Here is an 18,759-nt window from a genome sequence, read left to right as displayed (position 1 = left end):
CAAATAAGGCCGATCATATTGTAATCTTTTTAAATTTTAGGAGGCATTACCATGACATTAACAGGTAAAGTAAAATGGTTTAACAGCGAAAAAGGTTTCGGTTTCATCGAAGTTGCAGACGGTAACGACGTATTCGTTCACTTCTCAGCTATCACTGGCGACGGCTTCAAGTCTCTTGACGAAGGTCAAGAAGTTAGCTTCGAAGTTGAAGACGGTAACCGTGGACCTCAAGCTAAAAACGTTGTAAAGCTATAATTCAAACAATAAAAAGGTTGTTACCAGCTCGGTTAACAACCTTTTTAATATATAACTAAAATTTTTTACATAAAAGGAGTGGTTACATGTATCGCAATCGAAAGAACGATGTAGCAGAAGTACCACCAGAACAAACACCTGTTTGGGAATGTGAATCAGAGGATTGTTTAGGATGGATGAGAAAGAACTTTTCATTTGAAGAAGAACCTAAATGCCCTTTATGTAAAAGTAGCATGAAAAGCGGAGAACGTTTATTACCTAAGTTAGGTTAATTTTACTTAACCCCTCTTTTAATAAGAGGGGTTTTTTATTAAATATTTAATTCCTCTACATCTGTTCGCACTATAGAATATAACAATGCATCGTGTTGTTTATTTCCTTGATGAATATAGCCGCGTAACAAACCTTCCTTTTGAAAACCTATTTTAGATAGCATTTTACAAGAAGTAACGTTTTCAGGATATGTAATAGCTCCAATTCTATATAAACCTAAATCTTGAAATCCATAATGAATGATTTCCCCGGCTGCTTCCGAAGCATATCCCTGCCCCCAATAACGCGGATGCAAATCATACCCTATTTCAGATCGTTTACTCCATAATTGTAAATTATTCAACCCAATTGTCCCAATTAAAGTGTTTGTTTCTTTTAACACAATCCCCCATCGTATTGCCTTTTTCTCAAAGTAATTTTTCGAAAAAGATTCAATCATACGTGAAGCTTGGCCAAATTCCGTAAAAGAATTCATACCGTAATAACATGTAACTTCATCCAATGAAAAGATTTCATATATTTTTTGACAATAAGATTGTTCTATTTCAACTAAACGCAAGCGCTCTGTTTCTAATATAGGAAATACCACAGGATCACTCCTTTCTCTCTACTAATTTATTATAGCAGAAAAAATATTCATAATTAGGCAAGTCCTCAATGTCCCACTAATCAAATATTTCTAATGACTCTTTTCCTTTTTATTCTATAACAAGTAAGAGTATACCTTCTTACTTGTTGATTACCGCCTTGGTCATATAATGTAATTTATATTTTGCTTATTTCGCTTTACATAATACCAATATCCCTCCAGATACATCCGTTCGCTCATTATAAGAATAATTTCCATTCTAAAACAACAGACTAATTCATACATTCATGTTAAAATATAGAAAATATTCCATTCTATTATGGAGGTGTAAAAATTCTATGTATATATTCATCAGCTTAGCCCTCTTACTCATTTTGCTTATTTTTTTATTCGCAAAAAAATTCACACCAAACTCATTCATGATGACTAACTTTAAAGGAAATAGCTTTAAGACATTTTCAATTGGTATATTAATCGCTGCCACACTCTCTCTTTCATATGGAATCTATCACGCAGCAACATATCAACCTAGTTATTTAGATATTAAATTACATAACCAAAACTACACCGTTTTCGGTAATGTGGGCGAGTTCGGTTATTTCTCAGCGAACTTACCGAAAAAAGATGTAGAAGTTGAACTGTATTTCGCCTCTTGGGAAACATTACAGTTTAAAAATCCAGAAATATTCATAGATTATCCTTCAGGCAAACAAGAATTTTGGAGGGCAAGTATAGTATCAATATCCACAAATAAACTAAAAGAAAAACACAACATAAAAGAAATTTATCAACTCTCACCATACTCATTTAAAGAGTCTGGAAATATTACATTAACAATAAAAGAGAATAATGGAAGAACTAAAAAAGTTTCCATTCAAGTGAAATAAATAAAAAAAACTGTCCCTCCAGTAGACTGAATGGACAGTTTTTACATATGTATTCTATATTATTATTTTAACTCTTCACTTAATGTAGTCATTATTTCTTTGGCCGTATTCTTCCCGTTTCCAATACATGCACCAATTCCAACACCGTAATATGAAGCGCCAGCTAAATATACATTAGGATATAGAGCAGTCAATTTTTCATTTAATGCTTGAACCGCTTGATTATGTTCTAAATGATATTTCGGCATTAAATCTTTCCAAATTGTAACTTCAACTACTTCTGGTTCACCTTTAATTCCAAGACTCTTTTCAATATCATATAACGCGACTCGTACTAATTCTTCTTCACTATAATTTTTGATCGTTTCATATATCGGATTGGTACTCTTATAAAACATTCTTACTAAAAGCTTTTGTGTACCCGATGTATGTTTCCACTTCCGGCTTGTCCATGTACAAGCATCACAATGTAAATCACTGTTTTCTGTTACGATAAACCCTGTACCGTCCGCCGGTAGTTGTTCATCTGGAATGTCAAAACCTAAATAAATACTAATAAGTGATGAATTTTTAAATTTATTAAAATGCTCGTTTAACTCATTAGATTGTAATAAAGTTTGTGCTATATCATGCGGAGCTGCTAAAACAACATAATCAGCTTGGATTGATTCCTGATTTGCAATAGAAATCTCATATTGATCTCCTCGTTTACTTACAGCCGTCGTTACAGCACCTTTTTTTATGACAGTTTCAGTTAACTTGTCTTCTAAGCGATTAATTATCGTAGATAGTCCACTTTTAAATGATACAAACTTTTTATTTCCTGCTGATTGAAATTGCTTTTTATTCTCTTCAAAACCTTTCATAATACTTCCATATTTATTTTTATAATCAAGTAAATACGGTAATGTTGATGCCATTGTAAGCTCATTCAATTTACCAGAATACACGCCTGAAAGTACCGGCGCAATTTGTCTTTCCACTAACTCTTTTCCTAAAAAGCTTTCTAAAAATAGAGCAAGTGATGTATCTTTCGTAAACTCTTTATTTTTCGTTATGAAATCTTTTAAAGCAACAATTTTCCCTTTCGTTGAGACTAGCGTACTGCTAAACAACGACTCGACACTCATCGGAATACCAAATATACTGTCAGAAGGAATGGGGTGTAAAATATTATCAGAATATATGTATGAAATACCCGTTTCGTTATATACCATTTCTTCTTCTAAGTTTAAATCTTTTACAAGTGGCATAACATGTTCATTGCGAGCAACGATAGAATCTGCTCCTGATTCCATAATAAAATCCTGTTCTTCAACACTATGGATTTTACCACCTAAAGACTCTTCTTTCTCGACAAGGATTAAATGTAAATCGATATTATAATCCTTTTTTAATTTTTCTAAATAAAACATAGTAGAAAGTCCCGTTATACCTCCACCGATAACAACAACTGTTTTCATATGTGCTGCGCTCCTAACCGATACAATTAATCATTCCTTTATTTATTATACCCAATACTCCTTACATTCGACTAGCGGCTTGCGCATTCTGTAAAAAATTTGACACTATATACAAATACATTTATATACATTTAATCCGTACATAACCATCATTGTAAATGAATATATAAAAAAGAACTATAACATTTACAAATCACGTCATAGTTCTCTCTATTTTAAAAACATAAAGTAATTGATCAGTTTGTCTATTTCTTGACTTAATGCCAGTACTTTTTCATGTTGAATTCCATAATCCGATACTAAATATAAAAGTTCTTCTTTTTTTATTTCAATTACCTTTTCCAATTTTACTAGTTCCATGTCGATTTACTTCTCTCCAAACATAAAATGTATGTTATTTAGTATAGCCTACTTACATAATTAGTAAAAGTAAAATACGCATGTAAAATCTTACATATTTGAAAAAACAATATACTACTAACAAAAAAAGAAACTTATATCCTCCCTTTTTACAGATTATTAAAATTCATTACGAATGAATAACATACCGGAATTGTTCTAAGGTTATACCTTTATATTCCGGAGCTCTCTTTATATGATCAAAATAACTATATGAGAATTTGAAAACATGTCCAAAATCCCAATCAAATTCACTATAGTCCTTTAGCCAAAATTGATTTTCAGTTGGTAATACGTGAGCACGTTTAGATTCAATTAAAGGCAAATGATCTATAGGAGAATGTAGATTTATTTCCGTATTCAGCATAAGTTTTTTACTAGCACGCAGTACGTATACTAGTTTTAAAAGCGGACGTATCCCTCGTTGAAATACATCTTTATGTCCTAAATCATACATTATATTAATTGCGTGGGAAAAAGTAAGCATATGGCCAATTAAATCATGATGTGATTCTGCTCTATAAATAACCTTAAACTCCGATAGTTCATTTAAAATAAACTTAGATAATTGCTTTGGATTTCTTAATTCACTTTGTATCTCGTCATATATACTTAATTGTTTAACTTCTTTCGTCGTAAAACCAATCCACGATCTACCGGGAATTGTTTTTTGAAATGATAATATAAGATCTGTTATCCCTTCTATCGCTTGATTATTTCCCCATTTTTGTAGCTCTTTCATAGCTAATAAACTTAATGCCGCATAAATGACGTTATGCCCCACCCAATGAAGTTCATCAATTGTATATTCCAATGATTTTATTATCTTTTTTTCAGCACTTTGAAAATCAATTTCTTCTTTACTATCGATGATTTCATCTAAGTTTTTCTTGTTCAGCATCATTTTTGTATGAGAATGCATATTACGAGCTATCTCTTCTTCAATATTATTATCCTTCATGAAAAAATAACTAGCAATTGCAGCTGCCCCGTAATGTGCATGCCAAATATCCTTTGTTTGTTTTTTGCATTGAGAAATAATTGAAAGGCCGCCTTTTAACACACTTTTATTTTCCATTTTCTATCCCCCATAATAAAACTCACTTTATATTCATCCTAAAGATGGCGTTAATACAAATAAAATGTGATTCGATTCATCACTTTTATTCAAAAATCGATGCTTCACGTTTGGTGGGATACGTACAACATCACCTTCTTCTAAAAAATATTCTTTTCCTTCTAATTCCACATACACTTCCCCTTTCATGACAACCGCAATCTCTTCCTTATCTTCATGTGAATAGTGACTTTCCGTTGTGTTTGCTTTTTTATTTAAATCCATCATTAACATTTCAATACGCGCTTTCATAAAATCAGGTGTTAATACATCATATACAATGTGATCATTATTTTCCCGATATACTTTTTTCCGATCTTTTTTCTTAGAAATGAGTGAGTCTGTATCAATATCATTAATAAAAAGTGTAAATAGCGGCACATTTAATGCTTTCGCAATTAATTCCAATACATTTAAAGAAGGATTAGCATGTCCTCTTTCAATTTGGCTAATCAGTGACGTACTAATCCCTGCATACTCAGCAAACTCACGAATTGTCATATTATTTTTCTTACGATAACTTAAAACAGTTTGTCCAAGTCGATAGTGAATCAAAATAACTACTCCCTTTCGTCCATCATAATGTATGATTCATTCCCTTTGTGCTGACTTACTAAACAAGGGCAAATAGTGCTTTTCTATCGTCTCCAAGACTTATATACTTACCTTTGTGCATTATATCGCATTAAGTATATTATAATAAACATTCTATCGGAGGGACAGACTTTGAAATCACCTATTTTTTCATATTTCATCTTATTTTTCGGTGTATTCGCCTTATCAACTTCAGCAATTTTTGTGAAATTGGCAGATGCTCCTGCGGCAATTATTGCTTTTTATCGATTATTATTTGCTACAGTAATTCTGTTACCGTTATTACTATTTAATAAAAGGAATCGAAACGAACTAAAAACATTATCGAAAAAACAATGGGGATTCGGATTTCTATCCGGGCTATTTTTAGCTGCACATTATGTACTATGGTTTGAATCCTTACAATATACTTCCGTAGCAAGTTCTACAGTTATCGTAACGTTACAACCTTTATTTTCAATGATTGGTGGTTACTTTTTATTTAAAGAGAGATTTACGAAAGGAGCGGTTATCGGTTGCTTCATTGCCATTTCAGGAAGTATCGTCATCGGTTGGCAAGATTTCCAAATTAGTGGCGACGCTTTATACGGAGATATTTTAGCATTTATGGCGGCCGGCATTATTACAGCTTACTTTTTCATTAGTCAACACATTCGTAAAGATTTATCTCTTATACCATATTCGGTAATTAGTTATGGAAGTAGCGCATGCTTTCTCGGTATATTTGCTTATATGCAGCAACAATCTTTCATTCATTACGCTACACAAACTTGGTTGTCCTTTATTGGACTAGCTTTCATTGCAACGATTTTAGGACAAACGATATTCAATTGGTTATTAAAATGGATGAGCGCTACTGTTATTTCAATGAGTATTTTAGGTGAATCAATTGGTACTTGTGTTCTAGCATATTTTATTTTGAGTGAAACCATTACTTTACAACAAGCACTAGGAATTTCAATTATTTTCATTGGATTAACATTATTTTTATTACAACCGAAACTAGCGAATCGCAAATGACAATTAAAAAAGCATGACATTGATTTGTCATGCTTTTATATATTAATTATGTACAATTAAACCATCAGGTCTAAAACGACTCATCATAATTTCATTTATAAACTTTCCGTGAGCCTTTAAATTCCCTACCTTTACCCCCTCTACTACAAACCCAAATTTTTCATATAGATCTTTTGCTTTCTGATTCGTTTCTAATACACCAAGTTCTACTCTCTCTAACATTAACCAATTATCAGCTAAATCAAGCATTTTTGTAAGAAGTGCTTTGCCAATACCTTTATTATGATATTCACTGTCTACCCCAATAAATAAATCGCCTGAATGAGATCTTCGTCCTGGACTTTGTGTTAAGCCAATAAAACCTACTACTTCCCCGTCATACTCTGCAACAAATTCAAATTGATTTGGTGCTAAGTTTCGAATTCTATTTTCCATAGCGTCTACACGCATGCTAGGTAAGAAAACCATATAAGGTAAAACCTCATCCTGTATACATATACGATGAATTGCTCTAGCATCTTGTATTTCTACTGCTCGTATGTTGATTCCCATATTCCTCCCCCTTCATATAAATAACAATATATTATCATTCTAGAAACCTATATTAAATCCTTCCTCACTTGTATTTCTTTATGTTATTTCTACATAATTATTTCGGTATAACACTTAGTTTCCAAACTTCTTATCCTAACAACCGATATGCTTTACATTTTCATCTTATTATATAACTCAAGCAAATTCTCAATTGGAATACCGTTTATTTTCATGCCAGTTACATCACAATTTACTATTTCAATATTTTTCAGGTTACTATTATGTATTGTACTACCTTCCAAATCACAGTTTTCAAATGAAAGAGGTTCCTTCTCATCTCCAAGACTTGTATTTTTGAATTGCACTCCACCTAATGTCACCAAATTAAATGTACTACTAGAAAGATTTAAATCTGCATATGAAGAGCTTCTAAAGTTTATATTCCTAAACTTTGATTGACTTACATTACAATTACTCATATTCAAATGCATTATATTACTACCAACAAATGCACTATTTTTTAAATTTACTTGATAATATTCTGTATGAACCAAATTACAGTTTTCGTATTGACCATTTTTCATATCTTTATTTTTAATTAGGTTCTCTTCACCTGCACCTACATTTTTTCTTTTTACATAGCAATACTCATCTTCAGATTTAAAAATGATTTCATAGCCCATTTTTTTATAAAAATGATGATTATTAATTTGTCTACTAGATGTTTCAAGATCCCAAATCCTTATGTTCGGAAATTTTTCTTCTATTAACTTAATAATCCTTGATCCAATTCCTTTTCCTTGAAGAAAAGGCTCTACAAAAATACGATCGATTCTTCCGTACGATTTACCAGAGATCGTAACTATAATTCCCCCGATTATTTTTTCATCCATTATCACTTTGTAAGAATCCAATTCTTCAATTGAATATTTCATCATTTCAACTGAAGAATATCCTGGCGGTTGAATGTTATAATCAATTACATCATCTTGGCCGCATAACCACCGCTTCGCTTCTTCGTCAAATGTTCTTTTCATTATTTCTGTTAACTTTTCAGCATCTAAAATTGTAGCTTTTTCTATAGATATTATTGTCATTTTTATGTTCCCCTTCATCGTTACAATCTCATAGCTTTTGTAATCTATATAGTTATAAAATAAAGAAAATTAAAATCAATCACTCTCTCTACTATTAAACTACAAATCAACCTATATTTTCCACTTTTACTTAGTATGAATGAATAAAAGGAAGAGAACATGTAATATACACATGTTCTCTTCTTTTTATTTTACGCCTATTCATTTTCAATTTTATATAATTAAAAATTTGATATTACTTAAAGCCACTCGTTACATGTATTAACTAGTTCCTGTAAATCCTCTATAAAACGACTCGCATGATATCCATCACAAACCGCATGATGTACTTGCAATGAAAAAGGTAGCATTACCTTGCTTCCATCATTGAAATATTTTCCGCAAGTTATAATTGGTAATAGAAAATCACCATCATTATTAATATTTAATTTAAATCCTGTAAAACTAGTCCAAGGTATCCCAGAAATCGGATAAACATTTGGCGGAATATTTTCTTTCGGGAAGAGACCATGAACATTAGCAAAACATTTCATATCCTCTTCATAGTTTTTATAGAAAATGTGGAAATCACTAGAATAATCCGTCCATATACTTGAAAAAGATTTATCACCTTTATGAAAGATTGTATAACTAGGTATCATTTCCTCCCAATACCCTAAAACTCCTTCATCATTAAAACATGTCCGAAATTCTTTATGTTTATTTATCATTCTAGAAATTATATAAATAAAAGTCGGATAAAATTTTATTTCCTTTTGATGTATTTTCTCTAGCATCATCGTAATATCAACATTCGCTGTCATACTAAACGAACACTTTAATTTTAAATAATGTTCAAAATACTGCTCTCTATTCCAATTTTCTCTGTCAATTAAATGAAACTTCATTTCATTAGCCTCCTAAAATTTCATTTTTATTTTAGAAGGCTAATTTCCTTGTTTTCACCACACTTGTTCACTCCTTATAGTTTACATTTATACTCACGTTTTTATTTAATTATATAACATTTACAAAAATCCATTCACATATTTCTTGCAATCCATTCACATACTATTAATAATGTGAAACTTTAATCAGTGGGGGGCAGTTGATCCCCCACCTAACCTTCTTTGTTTTTGCCGAATTTTGAGGTGGAGGTCTTACTGCCCGTTAATGCGGGATAAATTAAATGACGTTTGGAGGATTCAAACATGCATGATAAAAATGAAAATAAAAAATTAAATGTTATCGAAAACACTACATCTATTCACAATAATAATACTGCAAATCTAACTAGCGAAGAACAAGCAATGAACGGCTTATACGGAATGCCCGAAACAACAATTGAAGATGCTGATCACGCTGCAGCTGATGATTTGACTTCAAAAAATTAATGAACTACATTGAAAAAAGCCAAGGAAAATATCCTTGGCTTTTTTAACTATGCATCCACCTTTTGTATTTCTTCACTCTTTCTTGAAAGTTTACCTGGCCAAAAAGCAAATCGGCCTAACACAACTGTAATTGCCGGTACAAGTAACGGTCTTACGATAAACGTATCAAGTAAAACTCCAATTGCGGTCACAATACCAAATTGAACTAAAACTTGAATTGGTAACGTACCTAACACCGCAAAAGTTCCTGCTAAAATTAAACCTGCGGATGTAATGACACTTCCTGTTTGTATAACACCATTTTTTACTGCATCCAAGTGATTTTGAGTCTTTCTGTTCTTCCATATTTCTGAAACCATAAAGATATTATAATCTTCACCTAAAGCAACTAAAAATACGAATGCGTATAGCGGTATCGCCCCTTGTATTGCCGGCGCTCCCATACCAAAGTGAAGTAATATCCATCCTGCTCCTAATGCAGAGAAGAATGATAAAACAACTGTTACTATTAAATAAATCATCGCTACAATTGATCGTAAGTAGACAAGTAATAGTAAAGCTATAATACTAATCATTACTGGAATAATAACTGCTTCATCACGTTCCGTAATTTGTTTTGTGTCATATAGTGACGCTGTTTCTCCACCAATCCACAATTGATCTTCAACATCATTAATCCCCGCATCTTTTAATACTTTTTCTACACTATTTTTCAATTTAGGGATTTGATCTAGCGCTTCAATAGAGTACGGATTTTCCGCTAAAGAAATTTCATACATTTGTATTTGTTTATTTTCTTTTCCCTCTTTTGGCTCTTTCACTGTATTTACAAAAGAAAATTTCTCAATCTCTTGCTTAATTGGAAGCTCTTTTCCTTTCGTATTAACAACAACTTTTACTGGCGCTAGTTCCCCAGCTGAAAAATGATCACTAATTAACGTAAACCCTTCACGTGAAGGCATATCCTTCGGAAACGATTCTAAAAGGTCATATGTGTATTGAATACGTGGTACGAATGAAGCTAATCCACCTAATACAAACACAGTTAGCATAATTATTGTCCACGGTCTTCGTACTACAATATCTCCAATTTTATTACTAAAAGTGCCTTTTGATTTTTTAACTTTTATTACTTTCTGTTTCTTTCTTGCAAATTCCTCATTCATCGCAATTGTTCTTGGTATAAACGGAAAGAATGCAGCTCTGCCGAAAATTAATAAAAATGCAGGAAGAATTGTTAAAGCAGCAACCCCCATTATGAATACAGCAACACTGAATGGTACTGCAAATCGATGAAAGGCGCCGTAATGAGCAAGTAATAATGTTCCTAATCCAAGTACGACAGTTAATGCACTCATTATAATTGCCCCGCCAGATGCTTTAATCGCAAGTTGCAGCGCTTTATATTTACTTTCTTCTTCTAACAAGTACTCTCTATATCTTGAAATTAAAAATAGACAATAGTCTGTACCCGCGCCAAACAATAATACGGTCATGATTGATATCGCTTGGGCATCTACTTTAATCCACCCATGATCAGCTAAAAAACCAAGTGTAGGACTAATAATACCGTATGCAAAGCCAACAACAAGTAAAGGTAAAATTGCTAAAATTGGTGAACGGTAAAGTAAAATTAATAAGACCAATACTAATAGTACAGTAGCGACTAATAATTTCACATCAGCTTGACTAAATAAACTAACAGCATCTGTTTGAATACCTACAGGGCCAGATAATCGAACATGTAAACCAGAGTCCGTTATTTTTTGTTTAAATGGATCAACATCCACCTTACTATTCACTAGTATTCTTACATCTTCAAGATTTCCTTTTAATATATCCGTACCAGCTGATTTATTAAAGAATATCGGTGTGACAAATGATGTACCATCTTTTGATGCACTTTTTGATAATACTTGCTCTGGAATTGTATCAAATGGTGGTAACGTTGATTGTTCTTTTAAAGGGCTAGCTTTTAACTCTCTATAAACGTCCTGTATGAGTTTATAGTCTTTTGACTGTAATCCACCATCTCTATGCCATACTACTAACAACGGATTTCCTGCATTATTAGGAAACTCTTTTTTCATAAGTTCTTCCGCTTGCTGTGACATAGCTGTTTCAGGTAAATTTTTCGGATTTGGTTCTTTCGTACTATTTACTTGTGGCAACGTAAATGAAAGTACTAATGTAATAAGAATCCAAACTGATAAAGTTATCCATTGCGTATTCTTCCCTGCTACAATCCTCCCTAACATATGTAACGGGTGCTTTTTCATAAAAACCCACCTTCCTTTTTTCCTCCAATATTAATTATATATACTGGTCAGTTAATTAATCAAGAAAGATTAAAAATTATGTTATAATTATCTCAATAATAAATGTCAGGAGCGAATGTATTTGGAACAAAAACAACGTCCTCTCGGAAGACCTCGTCAAAATAAAAATACAAAATCTACAAAAGAAATAATTTTAGAAGTTGCAACTCGATTATTTCTTACTCAAAATTATCAAGTCGTTTCCATGGATGAGGTCGCGAAAGAATGCGGTGTTACGAAAGCAACCGTCTACTATTACTATTCTACAAAAGCTGATTTATTTACCGCTACTATGATTCAAATGATGATACGTATAAGAGAGAATATGGATCAAATACTTTCCACGAATAAAACTTTGGAAGAAAGGTTGTTAGACTTCGCTACAGTATACTTACACGCAACGATGGATATTGACATGAAGAACTTTATGAAAGATGCAAAACACTCTTTATCTGAAGAGCAGTTGAAAGAATTAAAAAATGCCGAAGATAACATGTATGAAGTGTTGGAAAAAGCACTTCATAACGCGATGCAACTTGGAGAAATAAGTAAAGGCAATCCTAAATTTGCTGCCCATGCTTTCGTATCTTTATTATCAATTGGGAATTTTAAGGATGAAAATCACAATCCTATTCTTGCAAATATAGATGAGTTAGCACAAGAAATCGTTTCTTTTTATTGGAACGGGTTAGGTCATTCGTATTAAATAAATTCCCTTTAATAAAAGAGCATATTTGAATTTTTCTCAAACATGCTCTTTTATCAATTACGTGTTTTATTTATATACTTACAATTAGATTATTCTTTAGCACAAATTCAAAATTTTTATTTACAAATTTTGAATTTGTGCATTTATATTCCCTTTACTTAATCCCCCATGGTAACAAACTACGGATTCAATATCTAGATTTAAATACTTCTTCAAAGACTGTTGTGCTTCCTGAACATCCAAAGTAGTTGGAGCATGAATTCCTCCTAACATTCCATTTACACTATACATTGAATCCCCAGCGATAAGAGTTTTACTTTGTTTCAAATATAAACTAATATGACCCGGCGTGTGTCTTGGCGTATGGAGAATTAGTATGCCACCGCAATACGGAAGTTCTTGTCCATCAATCACAGTATCACTCACTTTTCCTTTTGGTGGATTCTCCACATTTCCACCTTTCAATAAAGGTAAATCTCCTTCAATATATGGCTTATCTAGCTCGTGCGCATAAACTTTAATATTACTTCCGTAATTCTGCAACAACTTTGGAAGACTACCTATATGATCTATATCCTGATGCGTTAAAATCACGGCTTTTAATTTATCAAACGATACGCCAACTCTCTCCATCTCTACTTGTATATCTTCAATTTGTCCAGGGAAGCCAGTATCTATTAATACTGCCATTTCATCATCCCATAAAAGAATTGGGTGAATAATAAATCCTTGAAATTCAAGTTGTAACATTTCTACTCCTTTAGCAATCTCCATACAGCAATTCTCCTTTATACTGAAGTTTGAAAATATGTACGAGTAAACTGAAAATATAAAGCGCCGCTATCTTTTAAGATGTTTTGTCATCCCAACAGAGAATACCTCAAACCCTATAGATTCATAGTAAGATTGCAATTTTTCCACACACATAAGTTGGGGAATAACTTTGTTTTGTTCACAGTGCTGGATTAATCGTTCCACTATTTCTTTTCCAATGCCAATGGACTGATATTTTGGCAATACACATACACCGCAAATAACGCCTGTTATTACACCATCTGATATAATACGCCCCATCCCAACTAACTCTTTATCATCAAAAGCATAAATTACATACCAACTTTGTTTACACATTTGTTCCAATTCATTCAGCGTTAAATTAAGAGAATTCCATTCTAAAGATTCATATAAGCTTAATAATCCATTGAAATCTGTTGGGTGTTTAATTGTGTAATTTATTCCATTATTCATGTAAATACTCCTTATTCCTTCGTTTGTTTGTATTTTATAAAATTCCCCTTATTAATATGAAATTAATTTAAATAAACTTCCATAAAAATAATAAAATTCCTACTCAACATAAAATAAAAAGAAGTTAACCTCACCTCAGTTAACTTCTTTTATAAAAATCTATTATTATATTATCAACCAAAAATCATACAGCTACAGACGATAAGAACAAACAAAACTAATAAACCATTTGAGAAATAACCCATAGAATACTACCCCTTTATTTCATTATGTAAAAGATTTTATCATAAAATTATTTACAACATAATAACTGAAAAAGACATTACATTCATTAGTTACGTATATTTAGTAATATTTTAATTTTAGCCATATTCGCCTTTTCTAAAATCAATTCTCCTCCTCCTCTGCTTTAGTCCACATAATCTCAAAATAACAAATTAGTAAATGTTAATTTACTATAATAAGTTTAAACATTTGATTTATAGCTAAATTAGTAATAAAATAATGACTAAATCCAAAAAGGAAGCGAAAATAATGTCCCATAAAGAATTATTAAACGAATACATGAATTTATTATTAAATATGTCAGGTACTTTCAAATTACTATCAGAAAAATCCTCTGAATTTACACATTTAGAACAACACGTAGTGGAGTATCTCGCCCAGCAAAAAGTACCTGTAAATTCAAAGATGATTGCTAATTATTTAAACATTCCTAAGCAACAATTAAGTGTAACTGTACGTAATTTAAAACTAAACGGCTATATTGTAAAAAAACAAGATACGGTAGACAAAAGAGCTGTATTAATTTCTCTGACAGAAAAGGCTGAAAAGGTACATTATGAGAGATGGAAACAAATTTATAAAAATTTCACAGTAAACCTCGAAAAGTTATCTGAAGAAGATAGGCGGGATTTAACTTACGGACTATATAAAACAAATACAATGCTCTCAAAAATGTTACATAACGACTAAATATATTGTTTATGATTAAACGGAGGATGTTTCATGGTTAAAGAATTAGATTTACAATCCGTACAAGGTACGATGCTTATTCCCCTATGGGGAAGAGCATATGGCAGTGAGAAGAATAAGGATATTTTAGATGATACAGAGGCTATTCGAATAATTAAAGAATGCGATTTTGACTTCTCAACAATAGCAAATACATTTGGCGAATACGGATGTGTCACATACATTACTCGTGCACGAAAAATTGATGATGCGATAAAACAATTTATAGCAAAACACCCGAACGCCACTATAGTAAATATCGGTTCAGGACTAGATACTACTTTTTCAAGAATTGATAACGGTACAATACATTGGTATAACCTTGATTTACCCGATGCAATCTCTTTTCGCAAGACTTTAATTGAAGATACACCGAGGAATATTAGCATCGCTAAATCATTTTTTGATACTTCTTGGTTTGACGATATAAGATATGATCCAAACGACGGTATTCTTTTTATATCAGCAGGCGTATTTTATTACTTTAAAGAAGAAGATTTAAAAGAGATCATAGTTGCTATGTCAAAACGTTTTCCTGGAGGAGAGCTATATTTTGATGCTGAATCAAAATTCGCACTGAACCTTTCGAATGCAACTGTAAAAAAATCTGGCAATAACGGCGCGATGATGTATTTTTATGTAAACAATCCAAAATCAATAGAAAAATGGTCTTCTTCCATAAAAGTATTAAGCTGCTCCCCTTTCTTTAAAGGTATACCTACAAATAAAGATTGGGATGGTAGTACACGTATTATGATGCGAATTGTAAACGCAATAAAGATGTTGAAGTTTGTTCATTTGCGGTTTAAAAAATAATAAATAAAGAAGACCTCAATACATTTATATTTAGGTTATACATGTTAAACATAAGAAAAAGGCAGGAACATATTTGATATGTTCCTGCCTTTTTCTTATGGGGTACCGATACATAGTCATCTAGCTATGAAAAGCAACTACCCCAAAATGAGAAATTTGGCATCTTAACACCCCTCAAGTAGCTTCTGTATATAATACATTTTAAATTTAATTTTTCTTGATAAATCAAAGATTTCCTGGCATACTCTTAAAATTATTTATGCACGAATAAAATCTCTTCGTAAACGTCCAATTGCACTAAAATATACAAAAATTGAGAAATATGAAAAAGACACTCTTATGAGTGCCCTTCTTAGCAACTAAGTCCGCTGCAGCTTTTACCATAACCCATATGAATTTCGCCTGTAAGAGGGAATTTTAAATTCATATTTAATTATTAAAATAAACCGCACCAAAGTTTTCATTAAATCTTTTACACCAAACAGAAACCGAACCATATTCACTTACATCTATCCCTTCAGGAATTTCGTAGTTTTGGTCTCCTTTATTTCCCTTTAATTTTCCTAATTCAATATACTGATAGTTTTTTACGTCTTCATTATTTTTCAAACGATTTGTAGGAACTAATACAACTCGTACATCTGGCCCATTTGATGTTGCAAAATTAGAAAGTCGTAAAACACGTTTTCCATCCGCTAATTGGTGAATTTTTGCCGTTCCAGTTGTTTCATGGACACCGTTTTGAAACTGACCTTCCCTTATTACTCGATCACTTTGTTGCCTTACTTCAGTTGATTGTATCTCTGCTTGTGGCAATGATTCATTTACGTGCTTATCAATAAATAATTTCTCTGGTCGGAACAATGACCATAAAATCCCCAATACAATTATTAAACCACCTATAAGCCATACATATTTTCTTTTCATAAAGTAAAAAACCTCCTGTAACATACTGTGTAGTAGTATGTTAACAAGAAGGTCTTTCATTTTTCTAACGTAAATGTTACAAAAGTCTTTCAGCCATCTTATTTTTTTACTGATGTGATGGGAAGAGTGAACCAAAATTCACTTCCCTGCTTACCATCTGCGCGATTCCTTACACCAATTTCCCCTTTGTGCATTTCAATTAATGATTTTGCAATAGCTAATCCAAGTCCGGAACCACCAGATTGTGAACTTCTTGATCGATCTGTTCTAAAAAAACGTTCAAATACACGTAATTGATCATTTGGAGAAATTCCCATTCCTTCATCCCGCATAGTGAATTGGACCTGTTGAGTTGATTTATTTTCCACTACAGTCAATTCAATTGTTCCAGAGATAGGAGAATATCGAATTGCATTATGTAATAAATTACCTATGACCCTTTCAATTTTACAAGGCATAATCAAGAGTCGAGGTAATGTATCAGGGACATCCAATTGCACATGGATTTGTTTGTCTCCTAATAAGACAGAATGTGACTCTAATACATCTAATAGAACTTTATCTAAATGTGTAAAACTTGGGTGAAAATCTACTTGCTCAAACTCTAACTTTGAAAGATCAAATAAGTCGTTGATTAATCCATTTAATCTTTCTATTTCTTTTAAAACCGTTGCCAAGTATTGCTTTTTTATTTCAGGATCTTCAATCAGGTTATCTTGTAATGCTTCTATCATCATTTGCATGCTAGCCATAGGTGTTCGTAAGTCGTGTGAGATATTGGTAATTAGCTCCTTACGAGAGTTTTCCTGTTCCTCTAACTTAGTAAACCCTTCTTCTAATTTTTTTGCCATCTGTTGAAAGGCTGTTGCCAATTCTTTAAACTCACGTGGTTCTTGCCCAATTATATACATCGTTTCAAAGTGTCTATCACTAAATTGTTTCGTCAATTTTATTAAATTTTGTATAGATTTCATGATAGGACGTGTCATTAACCAATAAATAAACGTTGAAATAATGAATGCCACAAATGCAATTACTGTTAATAACCGCGTTTGTTCCGGTTCAAGTAACATTTTCGTCTCACTATACCATATAGCAATTACCATAATACTGGTACTTAATAGATTCATGAGTAACAATTGAATACGTAATCTCATGTTTCATTTCCTCCATTTGGCTCAAAGCGATATCCTATACCCCAAACCGTATGAATCCAACGATTCTTTAGCGTATGCTTTTCGAGCTTTTCACGTAAACGACTCACTAACACGGTAACTGTGTTTGATGCCCCTTCATGTCCAAAATCCCAAATTAATTCAAGAAGCTGCGAGCGAGAAAATACTTGTTTTGGATGCTTTGCCATGAGATAAAGTACCTCAAACTCTTTCACCGTTAACTCCACTTCCTTATCACAAACAAGTACATATCTTGTCTTTGGATATATTTTTAAATCTGGAAACTCTATCACTTCCAATAGAGATTCTTTCGCTTGTATTGGTACATGGCTTCCTCTTCTTAGTATAATTTGAACCCTTAATACTAATTCACGAGGGGAAAATGGCTTTGTTAAATAATCATCTGCCCCCATTGTTAAGCCTAAAATTCGATCCCTTTCCTCTCCCTTAGCAGTTAACATAATAATAGGGACATTTGACTGTTGACGAATTTCCTCGCATAATTCCCATCCATCTTTTTTTGGCATCATCAAATCTAATATAATTAAATCTGGTTGATGTGTAAGAAATAAATCCCAACCTTCTTTACCATTTACAGCGGTATAAACTTCATATTCTTCTCTTTCTAAATACCGTTTGCATACTTCTCGAATATTTTCTTCATCTTCTACAATTAAAATTCTTTTCTTCATATACTATCCTCACTTCTTTTTCACCAATAACACAAAATTTATTGTTTCTATTATCCAATGAAAATTCAGAAAATAAATTTTGTAATACAGATAGTAATCTTAACATTTGATTACTTATATGACTAGATAGGCATTTAAAATAGTAGTTACTAAATTATATAAATTAAAAGGAATGAGTCCGATTCAACATCGAACTCATTCCTTATTAGTAACCTAAATTATTGTATCTAACTTTTCGGATTCAATTCATTTCCGGTTC

The 18,759-nt window shown here is 32.1% G+C and carries 22 protein-coding genes; 8 read left to right on the top strand and 14 right to left on the bottom strand.

Features of this window, described 5'->3' with window-relative positions; all coding sequences use genetic code 11:
• Positions 1-51: 51 nt before the first annotated feature.
• Both cspD and JDS92_RS12855 read left to right on the top strand, forming a co-directional pair.
• Positions 52-255: a cold-shock protein CspD gene (cspD, locus tag JDS92_RS12860; RefSeq protein WP_000176365.1), complete on the top strand. Its 204-nt coding sequence runs from the start codon at positions 52-54 to the stop codon at positions 253-255.
• 86 nt (positions 256-341) lie between these two features.
• Entirely contained in the window at positions 342-527 is a 186-nt protein-coding gene (locus tag JDS92_RS12855) for a cold-shock protein (RefSeq protein WP_000286203.1), read from the top strand.
• A gap of 38 nt (positions 528-565) precedes the next feature.
• Here JDS92_RS12855 and JDS92_RS12850 read toward each other — a convergent pair whose 3' ends face one another.
• Positions 566-1,117: a GNAT family N-acetyltransferase gene (locus tag JDS92_RS12850; protein WP_000231763.1), complete on the bottom strand. Its 552-nt coding sequence runs from the start codon at positions 1,115-1,117 to the stop codon at positions 566-568.
• 338 nt (positions 1,118-1,455) lie between these two features.
• Between JDS92_RS12850 and JDS92_RS12845 the strand changes: the two genes are divergently transcribed.
• Entirely contained in the window at positions 1,456-2,004 is a 549-nt protein-coding gene (locus JDS92_RS12845; protein WP_000275258.1) for a hypothetical protein, read from the top strand.
• Between the two features lie 62 nt (positions 2,005-2,066).
• Here the strand turns inward: JDS92_RS12845 and JDS92_RS12840 are convergent, their stop codons facing one another.
• From JDS92_RS12840 to JDS92_RS12825, 4 genes are all read right to left on the bottom strand, one after another.
• Entirely contained in the window at positions 2,067-3,467 is a 1,401-nt protein-coding gene (locus tag JDS92_RS12840) for a protoporphyrinogen oxidase (protein ID WP_199632009.1), read from the bottom strand.
• Between the two features lie 210 nt (positions 3,468-3,677).
• Positions 3,678-3,827, bottom strand: a complete 150-nt coding sequence (locus tag JDS92_RS12835; protein WP_000424361.1) for an aspartyl-phosphate phosphatase Spo0E family protein — start codon at positions 3,825-3,827, stop codon at positions 3,678-3,680.
• A 169-nt stretch (positions 3,828-3,996) separates the two neighbouring features.
• The gene (locus JDS92_RS12830) at positions 3,997-4,944 is read right to left on the bottom strand and encodes a hypothetical protein (protein ID WP_085450792.1); all 948 of its coding nucleotides are present in this window, start codon (positions 4,942-4,944) and stop codon (positions 3,997-3,999) included.
• Between the two features lie 33 nt (positions 4,945-4,977).
• Positions 4,978-5,538, bottom strand: coding sequence for a helix-turn-helix domain-containing protein (locus JDS92_RS12825; protein WP_000582249.1), 561 nt, complete (start codon positions 5,536-5,538; stop codon positions 4,978-4,980).
• A gap of 171 nt (positions 5,539-5,709) precedes the next feature.
• On the opposite strand from JDS92_RS12825, the gene JDS92_RS12820 reads away from it, so the two are divergent.
• Positions 5,710-6,597: a DMT family transporter gene (locus tag JDS92_RS12820; RefSeq protein ID WP_199632008.1), complete on the top strand. Its 888-nt coding sequence runs from the start codon at positions 5,710-5,712 to the stop codon at positions 6,595-6,597.
• A 42-nt stretch (positions 6,598-6,639) separates the two neighbouring features.
• On the opposite strand, the gene JDS92_RS12815 is transcribed toward JDS92_RS12820, so the two are convergent.
• The 3 genes from JDS92_RS12815 to catA all read right to left on the bottom strand — a co-directional run bounded on the left by JDS92_RS12815 (position 6,640) and on the right by catA (position 9,115).
• On the bottom strand, positions 6,640-7,149 hold the full coding sequence (locus JDS92_RS12815; RefSeq protein ID WP_199632007.1) for a GNAT family N-acetyltransferase: 510 nt from the start codon (positions 7,147-7,149) through the stop codon (positions 6,640-6,642).
• A 152-nt stretch (positions 7,150-7,301) separates the two neighbouring features.
• Positions 7,302-8,246, bottom strand: coding sequence for a GNAT family N-acetyltransferase (locus JDS92_RS12810; RefSeq protein WP_199632006.1), 945 nt, complete (start codon positions 8,244-8,246; stop codon positions 7,302-7,304).
• A 221-nt stretch (positions 8,247-8,467) separates the two neighbouring features.
• Positions 8,468-9,115, bottom strand: coding sequence for a type A chloramphenicol O-acetyltransferase (gene catA / locus JDS92_RS12805; protein ID WP_199632005.1), 648 nt, complete (start codon positions 9,113-9,115; stop codon positions 8,468-8,470).
• Between the two features lie 303 nt (positions 9,116-9,418).
• Here catA and JDS92_RS12800 point away from each other — a divergent pair, with 303 nt between their 5' ends.
• Positions 9,419-9,601 carry a DUF4021 domain-containing protein gene (locus tag JDS92_RS12800; protein ID WP_016108374.1) on the top strand — a complete coding sequence of 61 codons (183 nt, stop codon included), beginning with the start codon at positions 9,419-9,421 and terminating at the stop codon, positions 9,599-9,601.
• Positions 9,602-9,648: 47 nt separating this feature from the next.
• On the opposite strand, the gene JDS92_RS12795 is transcribed toward JDS92_RS12800, so the two are convergent.
• Complete coding sequence (locus JDS92_RS12795; protein WP_199632004.1) at positions 9,649-11,880, bottom strand: MMPL family transporter; 2,232 nt, start codon at positions 11,878-11,880, stop codon at positions 9,649-9,651.
• A gap of 121 nt (positions 11,881-12,001) precedes the next feature.
• On the opposite strand from JDS92_RS12795, the gene JDS92_RS12790 reads away from it, so the two are divergent.
• The gene (locus JDS92_RS12790; RefSeq protein ID WP_000436003.1) at positions 12,002-12,625 is read left to right on the top strand and encodes a TetR/AcrR family transcriptional regulator; all 624 of its coding nucleotides are present in this window, start codon (positions 12,002-12,004) and stop codon (positions 12,623-12,625) included.
• A 123-nt stretch (positions 12,626-12,748) separates the two neighbouring features.
• Here JDS92_RS12790 and JDS92_RS12785 read toward each other — a convergent pair whose 3' ends face one another.
• Positions 12,749-13,402: an MBL fold metallo-hydrolase gene (locus JDS92_RS12785; protein ID WP_199632003.1), complete on the bottom strand. Its 654-nt coding sequence runs from the start codon at positions 13,400-13,402 to the stop codon at positions 12,749-12,751.
• Positions 13,403-13,468: 66 nt separating this feature from the next.
• A complete protein-coding gene (locus JDS92_RS12780) occupies positions 13,469-13,876 on the bottom strand; it encodes a GNAT family N-acetyltransferase (RefSeq protein ID WP_199632002.1) in 408 nt (135 codons plus the stop codon).
• A gap of 534 nt (positions 13,877-14,410) precedes the next feature.
• Here JDS92_RS12780 and JDS92_RS12775 point away from each other — a divergent pair.
• Entirely contained in the window at positions 14,411-14,851 is a 441-nt protein-coding gene (locus JDS92_RS12775; protein ID WP_016108371.1) for a MarR family winged helix-turn-helix transcriptional regulator, read from the top strand.
• A 33-nt stretch (positions 14,852-14,884) separates the two neighbouring features.
• Positions 14,885-15,706, top strand: coding sequence for a class I SAM-dependent methyltransferase (locus JDS92_RS12770; protein WP_199632001.1), 822 nt, complete (start codon positions 14,885-14,887; stop codon positions 15,704-15,706).
• 429 nt (positions 15,707-16,135) lie between these two features.
• On the opposite strand, the gene JDS92_RS12765 is transcribed toward JDS92_RS12770, so the two are convergent.
• From JDS92_RS12765 to JDS92_RS12755, 3 genes are all read right to left on the bottom strand, one after another.
• Positions 16,136-16,633, bottom strand: a complete 498-nt coding sequence (locus JDS92_RS12765) for a DM13 domain-containing protein (protein WP_000824733.1) — start codon at positions 16,631-16,633, stop codon at positions 16,136-16,138.
• A 98-nt stretch (positions 16,634-16,731) separates the two neighbouring features.
• Positions 16,732-17,790, bottom strand: coding sequence for a sensor histidine kinase (locus tag JDS92_RS12760; RefSeq protein ID WP_033660541.1), 1,059 nt, complete (start codon positions 17,788-17,790; stop codon positions 16,732-16,734).
• On the bottom strand, positions 17,787-18,500 hold the full coding sequence (locus JDS92_RS12755; RefSeq protein ID WP_098711901.1) for a response regulator transcription factor: 714 nt from the start codon (positions 18,498-18,500) through the stop codon (positions 17,787-17,789). The genes JDS92_RS12760 and JDS92_RS12755 overlap by 4 nt, the downstream gene beginning before the upstream one ends.
• Positions 18,501-18,759: the final 259 nt, after the last annotated feature.

Origin of the sequence: Bacillus cereus group sp. N12, assembly GCF_016483575.1 — a bacterium.
Taxonomy (GTDB): domain Bacteria; phylum Bacillota; class Bacilli; order Bacillales; family Bacillaceae_G; genus Bacillus_A; species Bacillus_A toyonensis.
The sequence above is the reverse complement of the archived record's forward strand: the minus strand, read 5'-3'. Positions and strand labels throughout refer to the sequence as shown.